Genomic DNA, 19,369 nt, shown 5'->3' on the forward strand with positions numbered 1-19,369 from the left:
CGGTCGGTGGCGGTCCGGGCCGCGCCTGCTGCCGGGGTCGTGCCCGCGCCGTGCGGAAACCGTATCCCATCGTTACTCCAGGTCGTCCGGACCGTCCGACCGCCACGGCGTCACGCCACCCGCGCCAGATCCGCCCGCAGCACCTCGTGGGCCGGCGGCGCGCCCGACACCAGCCGCTCCAGTTCCTCCACCACGATGCGGCCGAGCCGCTCCAGTTCGTTGCCCAGGGAGCCGGCGATGTGCGGCGTGAGGAACACGTTGGGCAGGTGGTACAGCGGGGAACCGGCCGGCAGCGGCTCCGGGTCCGTGACGTCGAGGACCGCGCTGAGCCGGCCGGAGACCAGCTCGTCGGCGAGCGCGTCGTGGTCGACCAGCGCGCCGCGGGCGGTGTTGATGAGCACGCCGCCGTCCCGCACCAGGGCGAGCCGGTCACGGTCGAGCATGTGGTGGGTCTCGGGGATGTCCGGGGCGTGCAGACTCACGATGTCGCTGTGTCTGAGCAGGTCCTCCAGCGACAGCGACTCGGCACCGAGGGCGGCGGCCTCGGCCGGGCTCACGTACGGGTCGTGCAGCAGCACGGTGAGGTCGAACGGCCGCAGCAGCTCCAGCAGTCGGCGGCCCACACGGGACGCGCCGATGACACCGACCCGGCGGCCGAGGTTGCCGGTGGCCGCGGTCTGAGCGGGGCCCGGGTAGGCGTGCGTGCGGCGGAAGCGTTCGCGGTGGTCGAAGGCGTCCTTGCCCACGAGCAGGATCATCGCGAGCGTGTACTCCGCGACGGGCACGGCGTTGCCCGTCACCGCGCTGGACACCTTCACGCCGCGCTCCCACAGGGCGTCGCCGACCAGGGAGCGCACGGACCCGGCCGCGTGCAGGACGGCGTCCAGCTTCGGGGCCGCTGCGAGGGCGCCGGCGTCCAGGTGCGGGCAGCCCCAGCCGGTGATCAGCACCTCGGCACAGGCCAGGGCGCCGGCCGCGGCCGGATCGGTGAAGTCCCGCACGACCAACCCGGGATCGATGTCGGCCGTGCGCCTCAGCCGCTCCATCAGCGGCGGAGGGAAGAGCAGCGGGAGGTGAACCGGGTCCATCGCGAACACGGCCCGCGGCAGCTGAGGGCTGGGCATGACACTCCTGGAGCAGAGGATGGAAACAGTTTCAGAAAACGCCTTCTACCGTAGATCCGCCGGGAACCGGTGGTCAATCGGCAGGGCCGGGGCGGCAGCTGTCAATAAGTGAGGTGGCCGGAGCCTCTCCCCTCGGAGCATCGGCGTGGCATTCGCTGGTAATCGGTTACTGGCGTTTCGGCGCGCGGAGGCGGAGGCCGCCTGCCCCACCCTCGGCACCCGAGCCCCGGGTCGACCGCTTCGGCAACCGGTTCCCAACTTTGTTGCCGAGACGCGGTCCCAACCGTCCCTGGTCAGGGGCGTCCCACCACCCGTCGGCGGCTTGATCGCGACGGCCGAAAACAGGACTCATCGGCACTCTGGCTGATGACGCCGAGGTTACACAGTCTTTTCGAAAATTCGTCAAGGCTCTTGACGCGCCCTCCCGACGGCAAGAAGCTCTGCCCCACGCACAACAACCGGTTGCCACAGCAAGCCGGAAAAGCAAGGAGGTGGTGCGTTCATGCACCCACATGCTGGTGCTTCCCTGAGCCGCCGCCGATTCCTCACCCTCTCCGCGGCCGGCGCCGCGACCGGCACGGCGGCGCTGAGCGGCTGCGCGATGCGGGTCTCCGGCGGCGTCAGTGGCGGCGGCGACACGGTCACGCTGATGGTCAAGCCCGACGACATCTCCCCGGAGCTGATCAGACAGGCCCAGAAGGACATCGGCGTCAAGATCGTCACGGTGCGCTACGACATCACCAAGTTCATCGGCATGATGACCAACGGCGCTCCGCCCGACCTGGTCCGCGGTGTCGGCGCCACCGACGCGCCCTACTTCGCGGCGCGGGACGTGATGGAGGACCTGGACCCCTACTTCGCCGCGAGCAGCGTTCTCCGGGTCGACGACCTGGACCCGGTCAACGACCTGTGGCGCTTCGACGGCCGCACCCAGGGCAAGGGCCCCCGCTACGGCATGGCGAAGGACTTCTCCCAGGACTCCATGTTCTGGTACAACACCGCACTGTTCGACAAGGCGGGCGTCGACTACCCGCCCGAGACCGAGCCGGTCACCTTCGAGGAGTGGCTGGAGAACGCCAAGCGGCTCACCCGGCGCAAGAGCGGCCAGACGACCGTCTTCGGCGGCAGCTACAACGGCGTGCTGACGCCCAACCTCCTCGCGAGCCTGACGGCGGCGGCGGGCGGGAGCCTGTTCAGCGACGACTTCTCCCGGGTCGACTTCACCACCCCCGAGGCCCGCAAGGCGCTGAACTGGTACATCGAGTACGGCCGGACCAAGGTCGGCCCCAGCATCATCCAGCCGGACCCCAACACCTGGGACGGTCCCACGTTCCAGGCGAACCGCATGGCCATGTCCAACAACGGCTACTGGCTCGGCGGCCTGATCAACGCCGACAAGAAGCTGGCGCCACACGCCCGCCTCGCCCCGGCCCCCATGTTCGACGGCGGACAGCGGATCAGCCCCTGCCAGGCCGGCACCGGACTGTGGATGCCGAAGAAGGCGAAGAACAAGGACGCCGCCTGGCGGGTCTTCGAGTGGTTCTTCGGCGAGGGACCGGCCAAGGCCCGCGCCTCCAGCGGCTGGGGCATCCCCACGCTGAAGTCGCTGCGCCCGCTGATGCCGGCCCAGGAGGACTACCAGAAGCGCGTGCTGAAGGTGCAGAACGCCGAGCTGAAGCACTTCTCGGTGATCGCCTACACGCCTTACGCCACGGCGGACTCGCTCTACGCCCTCTTCAACCAGGAGGCCCCGGCCGCGATGCACGGCCGGATGTCCGTCGACACCCTGGCGGGCCGCCTGAACTCGGCCATGAACGAGCAGCTCAAGCGCGGTAAGGAGCAGGTGGGATGACGGTCGACCAGATACCCGTCACGGGGCGGACCGGCCCGCCCGCGCGTGCCGGCCGCGCCACACCGGCCGCCCGGCGGCCCCGGATCTCCATGACCGCGCGCAGGCACCGCGCTTTCTACCTGTTCACCGCGCCCTGGATCCTCGGTTTCCTGCTGCTGACGATCGTGCCGATGGCGTACGCGCTGTGGCTGAGCTTCACCACGTACGACGGCGTCTCGCCGCACTGGCGCTACGTCGGCCTCGGCAACTACACCGAGCTGTTCTCCGACCCGCAGACCTGGAACTCCCTGGGCCGCACCGGCCTGTTCGCGATCACGTCGGTGCCGCTGTCGATCATCGCCGGGCTGGGGCTCGCCGTCCTGGTCAACCGGCCCGTCAAGGCGCGCGGGCTGTTCCGCACCCTGCTCTATCTGCCGGCCGTGGTGCCCCCGGTCGGGGTGGGCCTCACCTTCAAGGCGCTCTTCGACCAGAACTCCGGTGCCGCCAACGGCGTCATCACCCTGTTCGGCTTCGACGCGCTGGGCTGGCTCGCCGACCCCTACGCCCGCTACGTGCTGCTGATGAGCGTGCTGTGGGCGGCCGGAAACGTCATGATCATCTCGCTGGCGGGGCTCCAGGACGTGCCCCGGGAACTCCACGAGGCCGCCCGGATCGACGGGGCGAGTGCCTGGCGGACGTTCCGCAGCATCACCGTGCCGCTGCTGTCGCCGGTGCTGCTCTTCCAGACCGTGACCGGCGTGATCGCCTCCGTGCAGACCATCATGCCGCTGCTGCTGTCACCGGACGGCACCACGGCCGGCGTCACCGCCCTGCCGCAGTCCAACTACCTGTACATGATGCACGTCTTCTCGCAGTACTTCGCGCTCAGCCGCTACGGCTACGCCTCCGCACTGCTGTGGGTGCTCTTCGTCCTGATCCTCATCGTGACCGGACTCATCTTCAAGTTCACGTCCGGCGTGGTGTTCTACAACGTCGACCCGGAGGCGAAGAAGTGACCGCCACCAGCCTGCCGCCGAACTCCGCGCCCCCGGTGCGGGTGCGCGTCAACCGTCTCGTCCTCTACACGGTCCTCGTCGCCCTCACCGGGCTGTTCATCGGCCCCTTCGGCTGGCTGATCCTCTCCGGCCTGAAGACCCCCGCGGAACTGGCCGCCTCGCCCGTGCACTGGCTGCCCACCGACTTCCAGTGGCAGAACTTCGCCGACGCCTTCAACCTGATCGACTTCCTCGGCTACGCCCGCAACTCCCTGATCATCGCCCTGATCTACGCCGTGCTCGTCACGCTCAGCTCGGCCTGGGTCGGCTTCGGTTTCGCGCGGCTGGAAGCCCCCGGCAAGAAGACGCTGTTCGGCATTCTCATCGGCTCGATGATGCTGCCTCAGATGATCACCCTGCTGCCGACGTACCTGATCTTCGCCAAGCTCGGCATGGTCGACACGTACTGGCCGTGGGTGTTCTGGGGACTGGCCGCCGCTCCCTACCTGGTCTTCCTCTTCCGTCAGTTCTTCGCCGGCCTGCCCCGTGAACTGGAGGAGGCCGCGATCGTCGACGGCTGCGGCTACGGCATGATCTTCTGGCGGATCTTCCTGCCGCAGTCCTGGCCGGTGCTGTCCGCGAGCTTCGTGATCGCCTTCACCTGGAGCTGGGGCGACTACATCGCCCCCCAACTCCTCCTGTCCACCGACAAGTCGACGCTCGCCGTCGCCGTCATGACGACGTACGTCACGTCGGCCGGCACCCCGGTCACCAACCTCCAGGCCGCGGCATCCGTGATGTACGTCGTCCCCATCCTGCTGATCTTCCTGATCGCCCAGCGCGGTTTCGTGGCCGGGATGTCCACGACCGGACTGAAGTAGCCCCTCTTCCTGAACCTTTTGCAAGGAGTCACTCATGAACACGCCCCTGTCACGCCGGACCACCCTCCAGGCCGCCGGTGTCATCGCCGCCGCCGGCTTGGCCGGCAGCATCGCCGGCACCGCGCAGGCCGCCGCGGCGGATGAGGCCGGCACCACCGGCGACAGCGTGGTCATCCACCCGACGCTTCCGAAGGTGCCCGTCAACAACTCCTTCACCGTCAAGGTCCGGCCGCTCGGCGGCACCTGGCAGAAGCTCGGCGTCTACCTCGCCAAGCTCGCACTGATCGACGCGAACACCGGCAGCAACAGAGCCCAGAGCTCCTCCTGGGCCGCCTTCGACTTCTCCGGCACGGTCGAGGTCGAGGTCACGTACAACCCGGGCGGCGGCGAGAAGGTCCGCATCCGCCCGGACTCGTACGGGATCAAGCCCGAGGTGCTCGGCAGCACCGCGCGCTTCACCCTGGACCAGCCCCGCAACCTCGTCGTCCAGATCGACGACAAGATCTTCGACTGCCTGCACCTGTTCGCGAACCCGATCGAGCAGGACGTGCCCACCGAGGGCGACAAGAAGGTCATGTACTTCGGGCCCGGTCTGCACACCCACCCCGACCGGACCCTGAAGGTGCCCAGCGGCACCACCGTCTACCTGGCCCCGGGCGCCGTCCTCACCTCCGCCGTGATCTTCGAGGGCGTGGAGAACTCCCGGCTGATCGGCCGCGGCGTGGTCTACGACTCCACCGGCGGCGCGGTCTTCGTCCGCAAGTGCGAGAACGTCACGATCGACGGCGTCACGATCCTCAACCCCCGGTACGAGAACATCAGGGTCGCCGAGTCCAAGAACCTCACCATCAAGAATCTGCGTGCCTTCAGCCACCAGGGCTGGGGTGACGGCATCCAGCTCTACTGCTCCGAGAACGTCACGATCGACGGCTGCTTCCTGCGCACCTCCGACGACAGCGTCGCCCTCTACACCCACCGCTGGGACTTCTACGGCGACACCCGCAACATCACCGTCAAGAACTGCTCCCTCTGGGCCGACGTCGCCCACCCGATCAACATCGGCGTGCACGGCAATTCCGACACCCCGGAGGTGCTGGAGAACCTGCGCTACGAGAACATCGACATCCTCGACCACCGCGAGCCGCAGGTGACCTACCAGGGCGCCATCGCCTTCATGGTCGGTGACAGCAACATCGTCCGGGACGTCAGGTTCGACGACATCCGCGTGGAGGACTTCCGCTGGGGCCAGCTCATCCACATGCGGGTCGAGTACAACCCGAAGTACAACACGTCGGCTGGCCGCGGCATCGAGAACGTCTACGTCAAGGACCTCAGCTACAACGGCAAGAACGCCGACCTCTCGATCATCGCCGGCCTCGACGCGGAGCACGCGATCAAGGACGTCACCTTCGAGAACCTCCGCGTCAACGGCAGGGTGATCGCCGACAGCACGGGCAAGCCGAGGTGGTACCTGGCCTCGGACGGCGTGCCCATGTTCGTCAACGAGCACGTGACGAACCTGAAGTTCCTCACCACCGCCGAGGCCGAGGCGGCCGCCGCGTCATGAGCACCGTCCCCGTGAGAAGCACCCCTGTGAGCACACCCATGAGCACCCCCGCACCGAGCCGCCGGGGCTTCCTCGGCGGCGCGGCCGCCCTGCTGCTGGTGTCGGGCGCGAGCGGCCTGCTCGCGTCCGGCACCGCCCGGGCCGCCGCCCAGGACGGCACCACCGGGCTCCGCGCCTTCACGCACCCCGGGCTGCTGCACAGCGCCGACGACCTGTCCCGTATGAAGGCCGCCGTCGCCGCCAAGGAATCCCCGGTCCACGACGGCTACCTCGCGCTCGCCGCCCACGCGCGCTCGAAGGCCACCTACGCCATCCAGAACACCGGCCAGATCACCTCCTGGGGACGTGGCCCCACCAACTTCCAGAACCAGGCCGTCGCCGACTCGGCCGCCGCCTACCAGACCGCGCTGATGTGGTGCATCACGGGCGAGCGGGCGTACGCCGACAAGTCCCGGGACATCCTCAACGCCTGGTCGGCGTCGCTCACCGCCATCACTGGAGCGGACGGGCCACTAGGCGCCGGACTTCAGGCCTTCAAGTTCGTCAACGCGGCCGAGTTGCTCCAGTACACCGGGTACGACGGCTGGGCCGAGGAGGACATCGCCCGCTGCAAGGAGTCCTTCCTGCGCGTCTGGTATCCGGCGATCTCCGGCTACATGCTCTACGCCAACGGCAACTGGGACCTGACGTCCATTCAGTCCATCCTGGCCATCGGCGTGTTCTGCGAGGAGCCCACCCTCTTCGAGGACGCGCTGCGCTTCGCCGCCGCCGGCGCGGGCAACGGCAGCGTCCCGCACCGCATCGTCACCGACGCCGGCCAGGGCCAGGAGTCCGGCCGCGACCAGGGCCACGAGCAGCTCGCCGTCGGCCTGCTCGCGGACGCCGCGCAGGTCGCCTGGAACCAGGGCGTCGACCTGTACGCCTTCGACGACAACCGGCTGCTGAAGAACGTGGAGTACGCCGCCCGCTACAACCTCGGCGGCGACGTGCCCTTCGTCCCCGACCTGGACCGCACCGGCAAGTACGTCAAGAAGTCCGTCTCCGCCGTCGGGCGCGGAAACCTGCCCCCCATCTACGAGATGGCCTACGCGCACTACGCCGGAGTCCGGGGCCTCGACACCCCCTACACCAAGGCGGCCGTCTTCCGCGGCACGGGCGGCGCCCGGGTCGTCGAGGGCAACAACGACGACCTGCCGAGCTGGGGCACCCTCACCTTCGCCGGTACCAAGGCCCCGGCCCCGGCCGAGCCCACGGCTCCGGCCGGTGTCACGGCGGTGGGCGGCGACAAGTCCGTCACCGTGACCTGGGTGCCGTCGGCGTGGGCCGAGTCGTACACGGTCCTGCGCGCCACCAGTGCCGACGGACCGTACGAGACGATCGCGACCGGCCTCGACAAGCCGGCCCACACCGACCGTGACGCCCGCGCGGGCAGGCCCTCCTACTACCGGATCACCGCCACCAACTCGCAGGGCACCAGCACTCGTTCGGCCTGGGCGGCGGCGGTCCCCGGGCTGCCCGACCCCTGGGAGACACGGGACGTCGGGGACGTCAAGATCCCAGGCTCGGCCGTCTTCGACGGTGAGCGGTTCGTGCTGGAGGCGTCCGGTACCGCCGACACCCACCGCCTGGCGTACCTGCCGCTGCGCGGCGACGGCACGATCACCGCGCGGATCGTGTATCCGCTCAGCTCGCAGTACTCCAAGATCGGCGTCACCGTACGGGCCGGCCTGGACGCGGACGCGGCGCACGCCGCCATGCTGATCCAGGGCCTGCCGCTGCACACCTGGAGCGGCGTGTGGTCCGTACGGCCCAAGGTGGGGGCCGGGATCAAGGGCACCGGCAGCACACCCGTGCCGCCGTCCCAGCAGCAGGCGATCACCACGAGCGCCGGCTTCCCGATCTCCTCCTTCGGCACGCTGCCCGAGTCGGCGACCCCGCTTCAGGCCCCGTACGTCGAGGGCGCGGGCGACGGCTACCGGCTGCGCATGCCGTACTGGGTCCGGGTGACCCGCCGGGGCGACCGCTGCACCGGCGCCATCTCCCCGGACGGCATCCGCTGGACCGAAGTCGGCTCCAGTGACGTCGAGTTGGGCGGCACCGCGTACGTCGGTCTCACCCTCACGTCCTGCCTCGGCGTCGACGAGGACTACGCCGAGACCGGCACCGGAGCCTTCGACAACGTCAGCGTCGTCTCCCGGACCGCCGGCGAGGTCTGGTCCGTGCCCCGCCCGGCCACCGCCGCCGGCGACCTGCGGGCCACCGCGGGCGCCGACGCGGTCGAGCTGGCCTGGACCGACCCGGACCTCTCCGCCCGCTACAAGGTGCTGCGCGCCGCCGCGGCCGACGGCCCTTACGAGACGATCGCCACCGGCATCGGCGCGGTCGGCTTCGGCACCCGCGTCCGCTACGCCGACGCCACCGGCACACCCGGCACGACCTACCACTACGCCGTCGCCAAGACCAACTGCGCCGGACGCGGCCCCCTGTCGGAGTCCGCCACGGCGACGATGCCGACACCCGACACGCCGCAACTCACCTCCGCCACCACGGCGTTCGCCAACAAGGGCGTGCCCTTCCAGCACCTCCTGCGCGCCTCGCACGAGCCGATACGGTTCGCCGCCGACGGGCTGCCCGACGGCCTGCGCGTCGACAAGCGCACCGGCCTGATCTCCGGAACACCCACACGGACGGGCGCGTTCAAGGTCACCACCAGCGCGGGCAACGCCGCCGGGGACGCCACCGGCACCCTCATCCTCACGGTCGGCACCCCGCCGCCCGCGCCCTGGACCTACGGCGACCTGGGCGACGTCGTCCTGGACGACCGCGCCTACGGCACCCTCGGCGTGGTCGCGGTCCGCACCCCCGGCAGCACCGCCCACGAGGACGGGACCTTCGTGGTGCGGGGCGCCGGGACCGACCTCACGGTCAACAACCAGGGCATGACCGGCCAGTTCGTACGACGGCCCGTCACCGGTGACTGCGAGGTCACCGCCCGCCTGCTCTCCCGCGCCGGAGCCACCGGCGACCGGGTCGGCCTGCTCATGGCCAAGTCCCTGTCGCCGTTCGACCAGGCGGCCGGGACGATCGTCACCGGCGGCACGAGCGCCCAGCTGATGCTGCGCACGACCGTCGCCGCGCGGTCCACCTTCACGGGCAACGCGGCGGTCACCGCCCCCTGCCTGCTGCGGCTGAAGCGCACCGGGACGCACTTCACCGCATCCGTCTCGTCCGACGACGGCGCCACCTGGACCCCCCTCGCCGAGGGAGACATCCCCGGCTTCGGTGACGCCCCCTACTACGTGGGTCTCGTGGTCTGTTCCCGCAGTCCCCTGACCCACAGCACCACCGAGTTCGACGAGGTGAGCATCACCCCCATGTAGTCCTCCACGGATCGGAGAACCCCACATGAGCCGCACGTCCCCCCACACGCACGACGAGGGCGGCCAGGTGAGCCGCCGCGGTCTGCTCAAGACCGCCGGCGGCCTCACCGCGGCCCTCGCCCTCGGCGCCACCGCCACCGCCACCACGGCGGACGCGGCCCCGGCGACCTTCACCCACCCCGGCATGCTGCACAACGCCGGCGACATCAACCGCGCCAAGGTCAGGGTCGCCGCGGGCACCGACCCCTGGGCCTCGGGCTGGCGCAGACTGACCGCCAACTCCCACTCGGCGTCCACCTGGACGCCCCGCCCCACCGCCACGATCATCCGCGGCGGCGACGGCCAGAACTACCCCCAGCTCTACAACGACATCCACGCCGCCTACCAGAACGCGCTGCGCTGGCACGTCGGCGGCACCGCCGCGAACGCCGACTGCGCCGTGCGCATCCTCAACGCCTGGTCGTCCACGCTCACCAGCATCACCGGAAACGCCGACCGGTTCCTGGCCGCCGGCCTCTACGGCTGGCAGTTCGCGAACGTCGCCGAGCTCATGCGCGGGTACGCCGGGTTCGACCTCAACCGGTTCAAGACGATGATGCTCAACGTCTTCTACCCGCTCAACAACCAGTTCCTCACCGGCCACAACGACGCCTGCATCACGAACTACTGGGCCAACTGGGACCTGTGCAACATGGCCTCGATCATGGCCATCGGGATCCTGTGCGACGACGGCGCCAAGTACGACCAGGCCGTGAACTACTTCAAGAACGGCGGGGGCAACGGCCAGATCCGGCGCGCGGTGCCGTTCCTCTACCCGGGCGTCGAGGGCTACGACCTCGGCCAGTGGCAGGAGTCCGGCCGCGACCAGGGCCACACCGTCATGGGCATGGGCCAGATGGGCGCCCTGTGCGAGATGGCCTGGAACCAGGGCGACGACCTGTACTCCTACGACGGCCGCCGCTTCATGAAGGCCGCCCAGTACGTCGCCAAGTACAACCTCAACATGAACGTGCCCTACACCACCTACACCTGGGGCAGCGGCCAGAACTGCGCCCAGCAGTCACAGACCGTGATCGGATCCGGATCCCGCGGCCAGGTCCGCCCCGTGTGGGCGATGCTCCACTACCACTACGGCCGGCGCCTGCTCCTCGACGACAAGTACATCGCCCAGATGTGCTTCTCCGTCGCCCCCGAGGGCGGGGGAGGTGACTACGGCACCACCAGCGGCGGCTTCGACCAGCTCGGCTTCGGCACGCTGATGTACGCCAAATAGCGTGTCCGCTGCCCACGACTCCGCCAAATAGCGGTCAAGTCGGCTTGTGCGCCGGAATACCGAGGAGCGATGTGATGCTCTGGTGTTTCCGGTGCACGAGCGCGGCGAAGGGCTGGTGGGCGGTATGACGGCAGGCCAGACGGACCCCGTGGTCAAGAGCGCGTACGGGGCCGTACGCGGCCGCTACGAGCGGGGAGTCGCGGTCTTCCGCGGTATCCCGTACGCGGCGCCCCCCTTCGGCCCCCGCCGCTTCCGCCCGCCCGTCCCTCTGCCGCCCTGGGAAGGCGTCCGCGACGCCGGCGCCTTCGGCCCCACCCCGCCGAAACCCCCGTACTCCGAGGCCTTCGCGCGCTACCTCTCCGACCCGGTCGTGCCGGGCGACGACTGCCTCAACCTCAACATCTGGACCCCGCAACCCGACCCCGGGGCCCGGCTTCCCGTCCTCGTCTGGCTGCACGGCGGCGCCCTGACCAGGGGCTCGTCCACCGTCCCCGTCTACGACGGCCACGCCTTCGCCCGCGACGGCGTGGTCTGCGTCTCCGTCAACTACCGGCTGGGCGTCGAAGGCTACGGACTGTTCCCGGACACGCCCCCGAACCCCGGCCTGCGCGACCAGATCGCCGCCCTGACCTGGGTGCACGAGGCCATCGAGTCCTTCGGCGGCGACCCCGGCCGCATCACCCTCTTCGGCCAGTCCGCCGGGGCGATCAGCATCGGCGCCCTCGTCGCCGCCCCGCAGACCCAGGGACTGGTCCGGCGTGCGGTCCTCCAGAGCGGGCCGCCCGAGGCGTCCGAGCGGGCCAAGGTCCGGCGGATGGTGCGCCGTATGGCCTCCCGGCTGAAGATCCCCGCCACCGCCGAGGCCTTCGCCGCCGTCGACCGCGAACTGCTGCTGCACACCCAGGCCGAGGTGGGCAAGCTCAGCAGCCCGGTGGTCGGCGGCCCCGCCTTCGGCATCGTCATCGACGGCGACACCGTCCCGCGCGACCCCCTTCAGGCCCTCACCGAGGGCGGCGCCGCCCCCGGCGTCGAGCTGATGATGGGCTGGACCCGCGACGAGCACCGGCTCTGGCTGGTCCCGGGCGGCCTCCTGGACCGCGTCGACCGTCTCGGAGCCGTCGCCTTCGCGGGAGCCATGGCTCGCTGCCACTGCGGCAGCGAGGTCCCGCGCGGCTACCGCGCCCTGCACCCCGAGGCGCGCACGGCGGACATCGTCGGCCAGCTCGTCACCGACCATCTCCTGCGCATCCCCCTGCACCACCTGGCCGACGCTCGTACGGAACCCTCGTACGTCTACGAGTTCGCCTGGCCCTCGAACCTCCCCGACCTCGGCTCGTGCCACGCGCTGGAGCTCGGCTTCGTCTTCGACACGGGGGAGGTCCCGGAGTCCCGCAAACTGGCCGGGGAAGGCGCCCCGCAGGAACTGGCCGACGTGATGCACGACGCCTGGGTGCGCTTCGCCAGGGACGGAGACCCGGGCTGGGAACGCTGGGACGCGGCCCACCCGGTGCGGGTCTTCGGAGACCGCGCACCGGACGCCGAGAACGGCGTGGCCTACACGGCGTACGGGCCCCGGGACCGCGAACTCGCCCTGTGGGCGACCGACGCCGCCGCCGCGGCTGTCACTGCTGAGGAGCCAGTGCCGACAGGAAGGCGGCCCAGGCGGCGGGGGTGACGGTGAGGTGGGGGGTGGTGGGGGTCTTGCTGTCGCGTATGTGGACGGCGGTGGGCTGGGTGGCTACTTCGAGGCAGTTGCCGCCCTCGTCGCCGCTGTAGCTGGACTTGAACCACTCAGGTGCGGTGCTGCTCATGCCTCTCCCAGAAGACGGTCCAGCAGGTCCCTCGTGTCCTCGGGGGTGAGGGCCTGTGACCGCAGCATCGCACACTTCTGCGTAAGGATCGCCACCTCATCCGGGTCGGCGATGAGCTGGCTGCCGCGCTGGTTCTCCGCGTAGGCGAGCCTCTGGTGTTCGGGCGTTTCCAGCAGGACAAACGGACCGTTGAGGCCCGCGTGACTGGTCCGATTCATCGGCAGAACCTGGAACATGAGACCCGGCAATTCCGAGCACGCGCGCAGGTGCCGCAGTTGCTCGACCCAGACCTCCCTGCCGCCGATGGGCGCTCGTAAGACCGGCTCCCAGACCACGAAGCAGGTGATGGGCGGGTTCTTGCCTTGCAGGATCCCCTGGCGTTCGAGGCGCGCCGCCACCAACTGGGCGATCGTGTCCTCGTCGTAGAACGGCACGCGACTGCGGAACACCGCCCACGCGTACGGCTCCGTCTGGAGCAGGCCCGGCAGCACCTGGTTCTCGTAGGACGAGATCGCGATTGCCTCTCGCTCCCGATCCAGGAACTCCTCCGCCCACAACGGGATGAGATCCACCTCCGGCATCTCCGACAACGCAGCAACCAACGCCCCCTTCGTATCCAGGAGTTGGTCCAACTGCTCCGCGAGATCCATCTTCAGCGGTCGTCTGCCCTGCTCGATGGACGCGATCTGCTGCTCGCCGACGACGAAGATCTCCCCGAGGGACTTCTGCGTGTACCCGGCCGCCTCCCGGAAGAGGGCGAGCAGCGCGCCCACCATCTTCATCGCCGAGGCGTTCCTGCGTGACCGTCGTGACCGTGTCGTGGTGCTCATGGCGGCGAACTCCCCACCCGCGCGCGTACTTGCACTGTTGCGCGCACGTACAACCTGGCTGTACGAGTGCGCGCTCTGTTCCATGATGGCCACGGAGTGTGACCGTCGTCCCGTGAATGACGAAACTCCACTCCTGTTCCAACCCCCGTCCCCGCGCGAGCGGTTCTACCGCCGGGAGCGCCAGTCCGTTCCGGCCGCACGCGCGTTCGCGCGCGACGCGTTGATGGACTGGGGCGGGCGCGGGCGGATGGACGACGTGCTGCTCTGTGTGAGCGAACTGGCGACGAACGCGCTGGTGCACGGCGTGCCGCCCGGCCGTGGCTTCCTGCTGAGGCTGGTGCCGTACGACGAGGACGGTGGCGTACGGGTCGAGGTGCACGACAGCGGTGAGGGCGTGCCGGTGTTGCCGCGGCAGGACGTCCAGGAGCCCTGCGAGGGCGGGCGGGGTCTGTTGCTGGTCTCGGAGTTGGCGGACAAGTGGGGCGTGGGGGCGAGGAGTCCCGGCAAGATCGTCTGGTGCGAGTTCGTGCCCTGAAAACGTGTTCAGCGGGCCGGCGGCGGCCCCACCGAGTCGCGTACGACGACGTGCGTGCCGAGCAGCAGGTGTTCGTCCGGGGCGCCCGGCGTGTGCTCCAGGGCGGTGCGGACGGCGAGGCGGCCCAGTTCCTCGTAGGGGACGTGGACCGTCGTCAGGGCGGGGTGCAGGTCGCGGGCGAAGGGGATGTCGTCGTAGCCGGCGAGGGAGACGTCGCCGGGGACGGTCAGGCCCGCCTCGTGCAGGGCGGTGAGGGCGCCGGCCGCGACCATGTCGGTGGCGGCCACCACGGCGGTGAAGTCGAGGTCGTCCTTGAGGGCCTGCTGCACGAGGCGGTGGCCCGCGTCGCGGGTGAAGTCGCCGTGCAGGACGAGGGACGGGTCGGGCGTGAGGCCCCGGGCCCGGTGGGCCGCCAGGTAGCCGCGTTCACGGCCCAGGGCCGTGGTGTGGTCCGCCCGGCCGCCGAGGAACAGCACCCGGCGGTGGCCCTGGGCGAGGACGTGGGAGACCAGGGTGTAGGCGCCGCCCTCGTTGTCGTACTCGATGACCGTCACCGGGGCGCCGGGGTCCAGCGGCGGCCTGCCGCACAGGACCAGGCGGGAACCGGCCGAGGCGAGGGAGTCGGCCATGCGGTGGGTGCGTTCGCGGTACTCGGGGGTGTCGGCGGTGCCGCCGACCAGGATCACGGCGGCGGCGCGCTGGGCACGCATCATCTCGACGAACTCCAGCTCGTGCTGCACGTCACCGTCCGTGCTGCACACCAGGCAGAGGTGGCCGAGGCGGGTCGCCTCGCGCTCGACGCCGTGAGCCATGTGCGCGAACGACGGGCCGGTGATGTCCTCCAGCACGAACGCAAGCGTGGGCGTGCCGACGCCCGCGACCGCCTTCGCCCGCGCGTCCGCCACGTAGTCCAGCTCACGGACCGCCCGCATCACGCGCCCGCGCGTCGCCGCGCTCACCGGGTACACACCGCCGAGCACCCGGGACACCGTCGACGCCGAGACCCCCGCGCGGGCCGCCACGTCCCGGATGGTGCTGCGGCTCGCGTCCCCGCTCTTCCTCGTCATGACTGCCTCGTCTCTCCGGGCGCCGGTCCGCACCCACCCCTCGGGAACTGCGGCAACACCATGGCAACCGGTTCCCTGGACGGAGGCTAGCAGCGGGGAGGGCAGGGGAGGAGTGGTGTGCGCGGACCGGTGTCGGAGTCGGGCGCCGAGCCATGCGCGGAAGGCGGGCCCGGCGAGCTCGGCGACACCGCCCCGGGGATCACGGCATTGGGACGAGACACACCCGTGCGGAAGGCATGGCAGGATCGCGGCCATGTCCCTCAGCGTTCCCCGCCTCCGGATCGGCTCGACCGAGATCATCGCCCTCGCCGACGGAGAGGGCCCGTTCTTCTCGCCACGCGCCGAGGCCTTTCCCGAGGCCACGGCCGCACAGTGGGCCGAGGTCGACCGCTACGACCCGGGCGCGGTCGACGCCGGGGGCCGCTGGCGGCTCCAGTTCCGCGCGTACGCGATACGCGGCGACAAGGGCCTCACCGTCGTGGACGCCGGGATCGGTCCGGCGGACAGCCCGGCCGCATCGTGGGCGCCCGTGCCCGGTGTGCTCCCCGAGTCGCTCGCCGCCGCGGGCATCGACCCCGCCGAAGTCGACACCGTGGTCCTCACCCATCTGCACACCGACCACGTCGGGTGGGCGGTCGTGACCGAGGCGTCCGTGCCGTCAGCGGGCGGCGCGGTGGACGGCAACGCCTCGCCCGCCGCCCGCCGCCCCTATTTCCCGAACGCCGAATACCTCCTCCAGCGGGCCGAGTTCGACGCCCTCGACGCGCTCAACCCGCAGCTTCGCGAGACCCTCACCGACCCGCTCACGGCCGCCGGCCGCCTCCGGCTCCTCGACGGGGACACGCCGCTGCGCACCGGGCGCGCGGTCGCCACGCCCGGTCACACGCCCGGACACCAGAGCGTGCTGGTCGCCGACGGGCGCGAGCTGGTGCTCGTCACCGGCGACCTCCTGGTGCACGCGCTCCAACTGCTCCACCCCGAGCTCGCCTACGCGCACGAGACCGACCCCGAGGCGGCCAGGCACTCGAGACAGCGCCTGCTCGACCACGACACCGCCACCACCCTGCACCTGGCGACGCCGCATCTGACGGAGCCGTTCCTCACGGCGTGATCGCGGCCGTTCGGCACGGGGTTGCGGGCCGGATCCAGGTCAAGGCCGAAGGGCGACCCGGTGCCGCTTGGCGTACGACCAGGTCACCGCGGTCATCAGGGCCGGGATGTCGAAGACGTCGCGCAGCACTTGGTCGCTGTAGCCCACGGGGACACCGGATGCCATGGCGATGCGCCACAGGCCGGACGGGACGGCGCACAGCGCGATGGCGTGGGCGGCGCGGCGAGCCCAGACAGGCGCGGGTGCGCAGGCGGGGGGAGGGGCGGTCGCTGTCGTCATGGCGTACATGCTGGCCCTGGACTTGGCGGCCGCGCTTCGTCCGCTGCGGCGGACCGTATCCGCCCTGCGGAGGAGGGAGCACCCGCTGAACCACCCGCTGAGGGAGGACCTCAGGAGGGCTCGATCGCCGAACCGTCAGCCGTTGAGCCCCGCGATGCCCGAGATCGCCTCCGGGCCCACCCGGCAGCAGCCGCCGATCAGGCGGGCGCCGGACTGCTTCCAGCCCTGCACCTGGTCGGCGGTGAAGGTGGCGCGGCCGGTCCAGGCGCGGGCGTCGGCGTCCCAGGTCTCACCGCTGTTGGGGTAGACGACGACCGGCTTGCCGGTGACCCGGGCCGCGATCGCGGCGGCGGTGTCCGCGTCCTCGGGCGCGCAGCAGTTCACGCCCACCGCGATCACCTCGTCCGCGTCGGCGGCCAGGGCGAAGGCCTCCTCCAGCGGCTGCCCGGCGCGCGTGCGGCCACCGGCGACGGAGTACGTCAGCCAGGCCGGCACTCCGAGTCCGCGCACCGCCCGCAGCAGGGCCCTGGCCTCGTCGGCGTCGGGGACCGTCTCCAGGGCGAGGACGTCGGGACGGGCGGCGGCCAGTACCTCCAGGCGGGGGCGGTGGAAGCGCTCCAGCTCGTCGACCGTGAGGCCGTAGCGCCCCCGGTACTCGGAACCGTCCGCGAGCATCGCCCCGTACGGGCCGGCCGAGGCCGCCACCCACAACGGGCGGGAGACGCGGGCCAGGCGGGCCGCGTCGCGGGCCAACTCGACGCTGAGAGCCATGAGTTCCGCTGCCCGGTCATGGTCGATGCCGTGCTTGGCGAAGCCCTCGAACGTGGCCTGGTAGCTGGCCGTGATCGCCACGTCCGCGCCCGCCCGGAAGTAGGCGAGATGCGCCTCGGTGATCGCCTCCGGCTGCTGCGCGAGCAGCCGCGCCGACCACAGCTCGTCGCTCAGGTCGTGCCCGGCCGACTCGAGCTGGTTGGACAGGCCGCCGTCGAGGACGACCGTCCCGGCGGTGAGGGCTTCGGCAAGGGTGAGGGTACTGGTCATACGGACGACCGTAGTCCAGATCCGGCGGCGGACCCCAGCCGATTATGTCCAGTACATGAACAGGTCGCCCAACATGTGGGACAGCGGGTTACGATCACGGCCCTCCCCCCTCTCCGCTCGTCAGGAACGCCCATGACCGTCCCCAGCTCCGCCGAGACCGCCGAACCCGTCGACCCGGCCCCCGCACCCCCACCGCGCCGCACCTTCGGCCTGGCCGCCGCCACGGCCCTCGTCATGGGCAACATCATCGGCGGCGGCATCTTCGCCCTGCCCGCCACCGTCGCCCCCTACGGCACGATCAGCCTGCTCGCCTTCGTCGTGCTCTCGGTCGGCGCGGTCGCCCTCGCGCTGCTCTTCGGCAAGCTGGCGCGGCGCAGCCCGGTCACGGGCGGGCTGTACGTGTACCCGCGGGACGCGTTCGGCGATTTCGCCGGGTTCCTGTCGGCCTGGTCGTACTGGACGATGTGCTGGGTCAGCATCGCCGCCCTGGCCGTCGCCGTCGTCGGCTACGTCGACGTCCTGATACCCCTGCACGGCAACCACGTCCTCCAGGCCGCCGTCGCCATGGCCGCCCTGTGGCTGCCCGCCGCCGCCAACTTCGCGGGCACCCGCTGGGTCGGCGCGGTGCAGGTCGTCTCCACCGTCCTGAAGTTCGTGCCGCTGCTCCTGCTGGCCACCATCGGCCTGTTCTTCGTCGACGCGGACAACTTCGGCCCGTTCAACGCCTCCGGCCAGAGCGTCTCCGGCGCGCTGGCCGCCTCGGCCGCATTGCTGCTGTATAGCTTCCTCGGCGTCGAGTCGGCTGCGGTCAGCGCCGGCGAGGTCCGCGACCCCGAGCGCACGGTCGCCCGGGCGAGCGTCCTCGGCACCCTGGCCTCGGCCCTGGTCTACATCCTCGGCACGGTCGCCGTGTTCGGCCTCGTCCCGCACAGCCGGCTCGTCGAGTCCGGCGCCCCGTTCGCCGACGCGGTGAACGCCCTCACCGGCAACTCCTGGGGCGGCACGGCCATCGCCCTGGTCGCCGTCGTCTCGATCACCGGCTGCCTCAACGGCTGGATCCTCATGGCCGCGCAGATGCCGTACGCCGCCGCCCGCGACGGTCTCTTCCCCGCGCCCTTCGCCCGGGTCGGCAAGGGCGGCGTGCCCGGCTTCGGCGTCTGGGCCTGCGCTGTCCTCGGCACGCTCCTCATCGCCCTCAACTACACGGCGGGCCCGGACACCACGTTCCGCGTCCTCGTCCTGATCACCACGTTCACCGGCTGCGTGCCGTACCTGCTGTCGGCCGCCGCCCAGTTGTACTGGCTGGCCCGCGGCACCCGCGAACGCGTCCGCCCCGCCGGCCTGGTCCGCGACCTGATCGTCGCCGTCCTCTCCTTCGGCTTCTCGTTCTGGCTGATCGCGGGCGCCGGATACGCCGCCGTCTACCAGGGCGTGCTGTTCCTGTTCGCCGGGATTCCGGTGTACGTGTGGCTGCGGGGGCGGCGGGAGACGGACACCCCCTAGTACTCCCACAGCAGGAACGAACTGTCGTCACCGGGACGCCGGTAACCGTCCAGGTACCGACCGGTCTCCAGCGCGTCGGCGGTGTAGTGCAGCAGCGCGGGCAGGGAGCTCCACATGGGGTGGGAGGTCAGGTGGGAGCCG

General features: G+C 70.8%; 15 protein-coding genes and 1 pseudogene. 10 read left to right on the forward strand and 6 right to left on the reverse strand.

Features of this window, described 5'->3' with window-relative positions:
* Window positions 1-110: 110 nt before the first annotated feature.
* Window positions 111-1,124, reverse strand: coding sequence for a hydroxyacid dehydrogenase (locus ACZ3I3_RS25555; RefSeq protein ID WP_467368727.1), 1,014 nt, complete (start codon window positions 1,122-1,124; stop codon window positions 111-113).
* 502 nt (window positions 1,125-1,626) lie between these two features.
* Between ACZ3I3_RS25555 and ACZ3I3_RS25560 the strand changes: the two genes are divergently transcribed.
* From ACZ3I3_RS25560 to ACZ3I3_RS25590, 7 genes are all read left to right on the forward strand, one after another.
* Window positions 1,627-2,976 (forward strand): extracellular solute-binding protein, encoded by a 1,350-nt coding sequence (locus ACZ3I3_RS25560; RefSeq protein WP_467368729.1) that lies wholly within the window; start codon window positions 1,627-1,629, stop codon window positions 2,974-2,976.
* Window positions 2,973-3,971, forward strand: a complete 999-nt coding sequence (locus ACZ3I3_RS25565) for a carbohydrate ABC transporter permease (RefSeq protein ID WP_467368731.1) — start codon at window positions 2,973-2,975, stop codon at window positions 3,969-3,971. The genes ACZ3I3_RS25560 and ACZ3I3_RS25565 overlap by 4 nt, the downstream gene beginning before the upstream one ends.
* On the forward strand, window positions 3,968-4,831 hold the full coding sequence (locus tag ACZ3I3_RS25570) for a carbohydrate ABC transporter permease (protein WP_467368733.1): 864 nt from the start codon (window positions 3,968-3,970) through the stop codon (window positions 4,829-4,831). The genes ACZ3I3_RS25565 and ACZ3I3_RS25570 overlap by 4 nt, the downstream gene beginning before the upstream one ends.
* Window positions 4,832-4,865: 34 nt before the next feature.
* Window positions 4,866-6,398, forward strand: coding sequence for a glycosyl hydrolase family 28 protein (locus ACZ3I3_RS25575; protein WP_467368734.1), 1,533 nt, complete (start codon window positions 4,866-4,868; stop codon window positions 6,396-6,398).
* A gap of 38 nt (window positions 6,399-6,436) precedes the next feature.
* Entirely contained in the window at window positions 6,437-9,778 is a 3,342-nt protein-coding gene (locus tag ACZ3I3_RS25580; protein ID WP_467369002.1) for an alginate lyase family protein, read from the forward strand.
* A gap of 25 nt (window positions 9,779-9,803) precedes the next feature.
* A complete protein-coding gene (locus ACZ3I3_RS25585; RefSeq protein WP_467368736.1) occupies window positions 9,804-11,051 on the forward strand; it encodes an alginate lyase family protein in 1,248 nt (415 codons plus the stop codon).
* 124 nt (window positions 11,052-11,175) lie between these two features.
* On the forward strand, window positions 11,176-12,726 hold the full coding sequence (locus tag ACZ3I3_RS25590) for a carboxylesterase/lipase family protein (RefSeq protein ID WP_467369004.1): 1,551 nt from the start codon (window positions 11,176-11,178) through the stop codon (window positions 12,724-12,726).
* On the opposite strand, the gene ACZ3I3_RS25595 is transcribed toward ACZ3I3_RS25590, so the two are convergent.
* Both ACZ3I3_RS25595 and ACZ3I3_RS25600 read right to left on the reverse strand, forming a co-directional pair.
* Window positions 12,674-12,862: a DUF397 domain-containing protein gene (locus ACZ3I3_RS25595; protein WP_467368738.1), complete on the reverse strand. Its 189-nt coding sequence runs from the start codon at window positions 12,860-12,862 to the stop codon at window positions 12,674-12,676. The two genes, ACZ3I3_RS25590 and ACZ3I3_RS25595, sit on opposite strands and share 53 nt — an antisense overlap.
* On the reverse strand, window positions 12,859-13,692 hold the full coding sequence (locus tag ACZ3I3_RS25600) for a helix-turn-helix domain-containing protein (protein ID WP_467368740.1): 834 nt from the start codon (window positions 13,690-13,692) through the stop codon (window positions 12,859-12,861). Before ACZ3I3_RS25600 ends, ACZ3I3_RS25595 begins: the two co-directional genes overlap by 4 nt.
* 112 nt (window positions 13,693-13,804) lie before the next feature.
* On the opposite strand from ACZ3I3_RS25600, the gene ACZ3I3_RS25605 reads away from it, so the two are divergent.
* Window positions 13,805-14,227, forward strand: coding sequence for an ATP-binding protein (locus ACZ3I3_RS25605; RefSeq protein WP_467368742.1), 423 nt, complete (start codon window positions 13,805-13,807; stop codon window positions 14,225-14,227).
* 8 nt (window positions 14,228-14,235) lie between these two features.
* Here ACZ3I3_RS25605 and ACZ3I3_RS25610 read toward each other — a convergent pair whose 3' ends face one another.
* Window positions 14,236-15,294, reverse strand: coding sequence for a LacI family DNA-binding transcriptional regulator (locus ACZ3I3_RS25610; protein ID WP_467368744.1), 1,059 nt, complete (start codon window positions 15,292-15,294; stop codon window positions 14,236-14,238).
* 253 nt (window positions 15,295-15,547) lie between these two features.
* Here ACZ3I3_RS25610 and ACZ3I3_RS25615 point away from each other — a divergent pair, with 253 nt between their 5' ends.
* Window positions 15,548-16,405 (forward strand): MBL fold metallo-hydrolase, encoded by an 858-nt coding sequence (locus ACZ3I3_RS25615; protein WP_467368745.1) that lies wholly within the window; start codon window positions 15,548-15,550, stop codon window positions 16,403-16,405.
* A gap of 102 nt (window positions 16,406-16,507) precedes the next feature.
* Here ACZ3I3_RS25615 and ACZ3I3_RS25620 read toward each other — a convergent pair.
* A pseudogene (locus ACZ3I3_RS25620) lies at window positions 16,508-16,693 on the reverse strand (hypothetical protein); the annotation flags it as partial.
* 126 nt (window positions 16,694-16,819) lie between these two features.
* Entirely contained in the window at window positions 16,820-17,725 is a 906-nt protein-coding gene (gene mmuM, locus ACZ3I3_RS25625; protein WP_467368747.1) for a homocysteine S-methyltransferase, read from the reverse strand.
* A 132-nt stretch (window positions 17,726-17,857) separates the two neighbouring features.
* On the opposite strand from mmuM, the gene ACZ3I3_RS25630 reads away from it, so the two are divergent.
* A complete protein-coding gene (locus ACZ3I3_RS25630) occupies window positions 17,858-19,228 on the forward strand; it encodes an amino acid permease (protein WP_467368749.1) in 1,371 nt (456 codons plus the stop codon).
* Window positions 19,229-19,369 lie beyond the last annotated feature (141 nt).

The organism is Streptomyces sp. NPDC016851 (assembly GCF_055562795.1).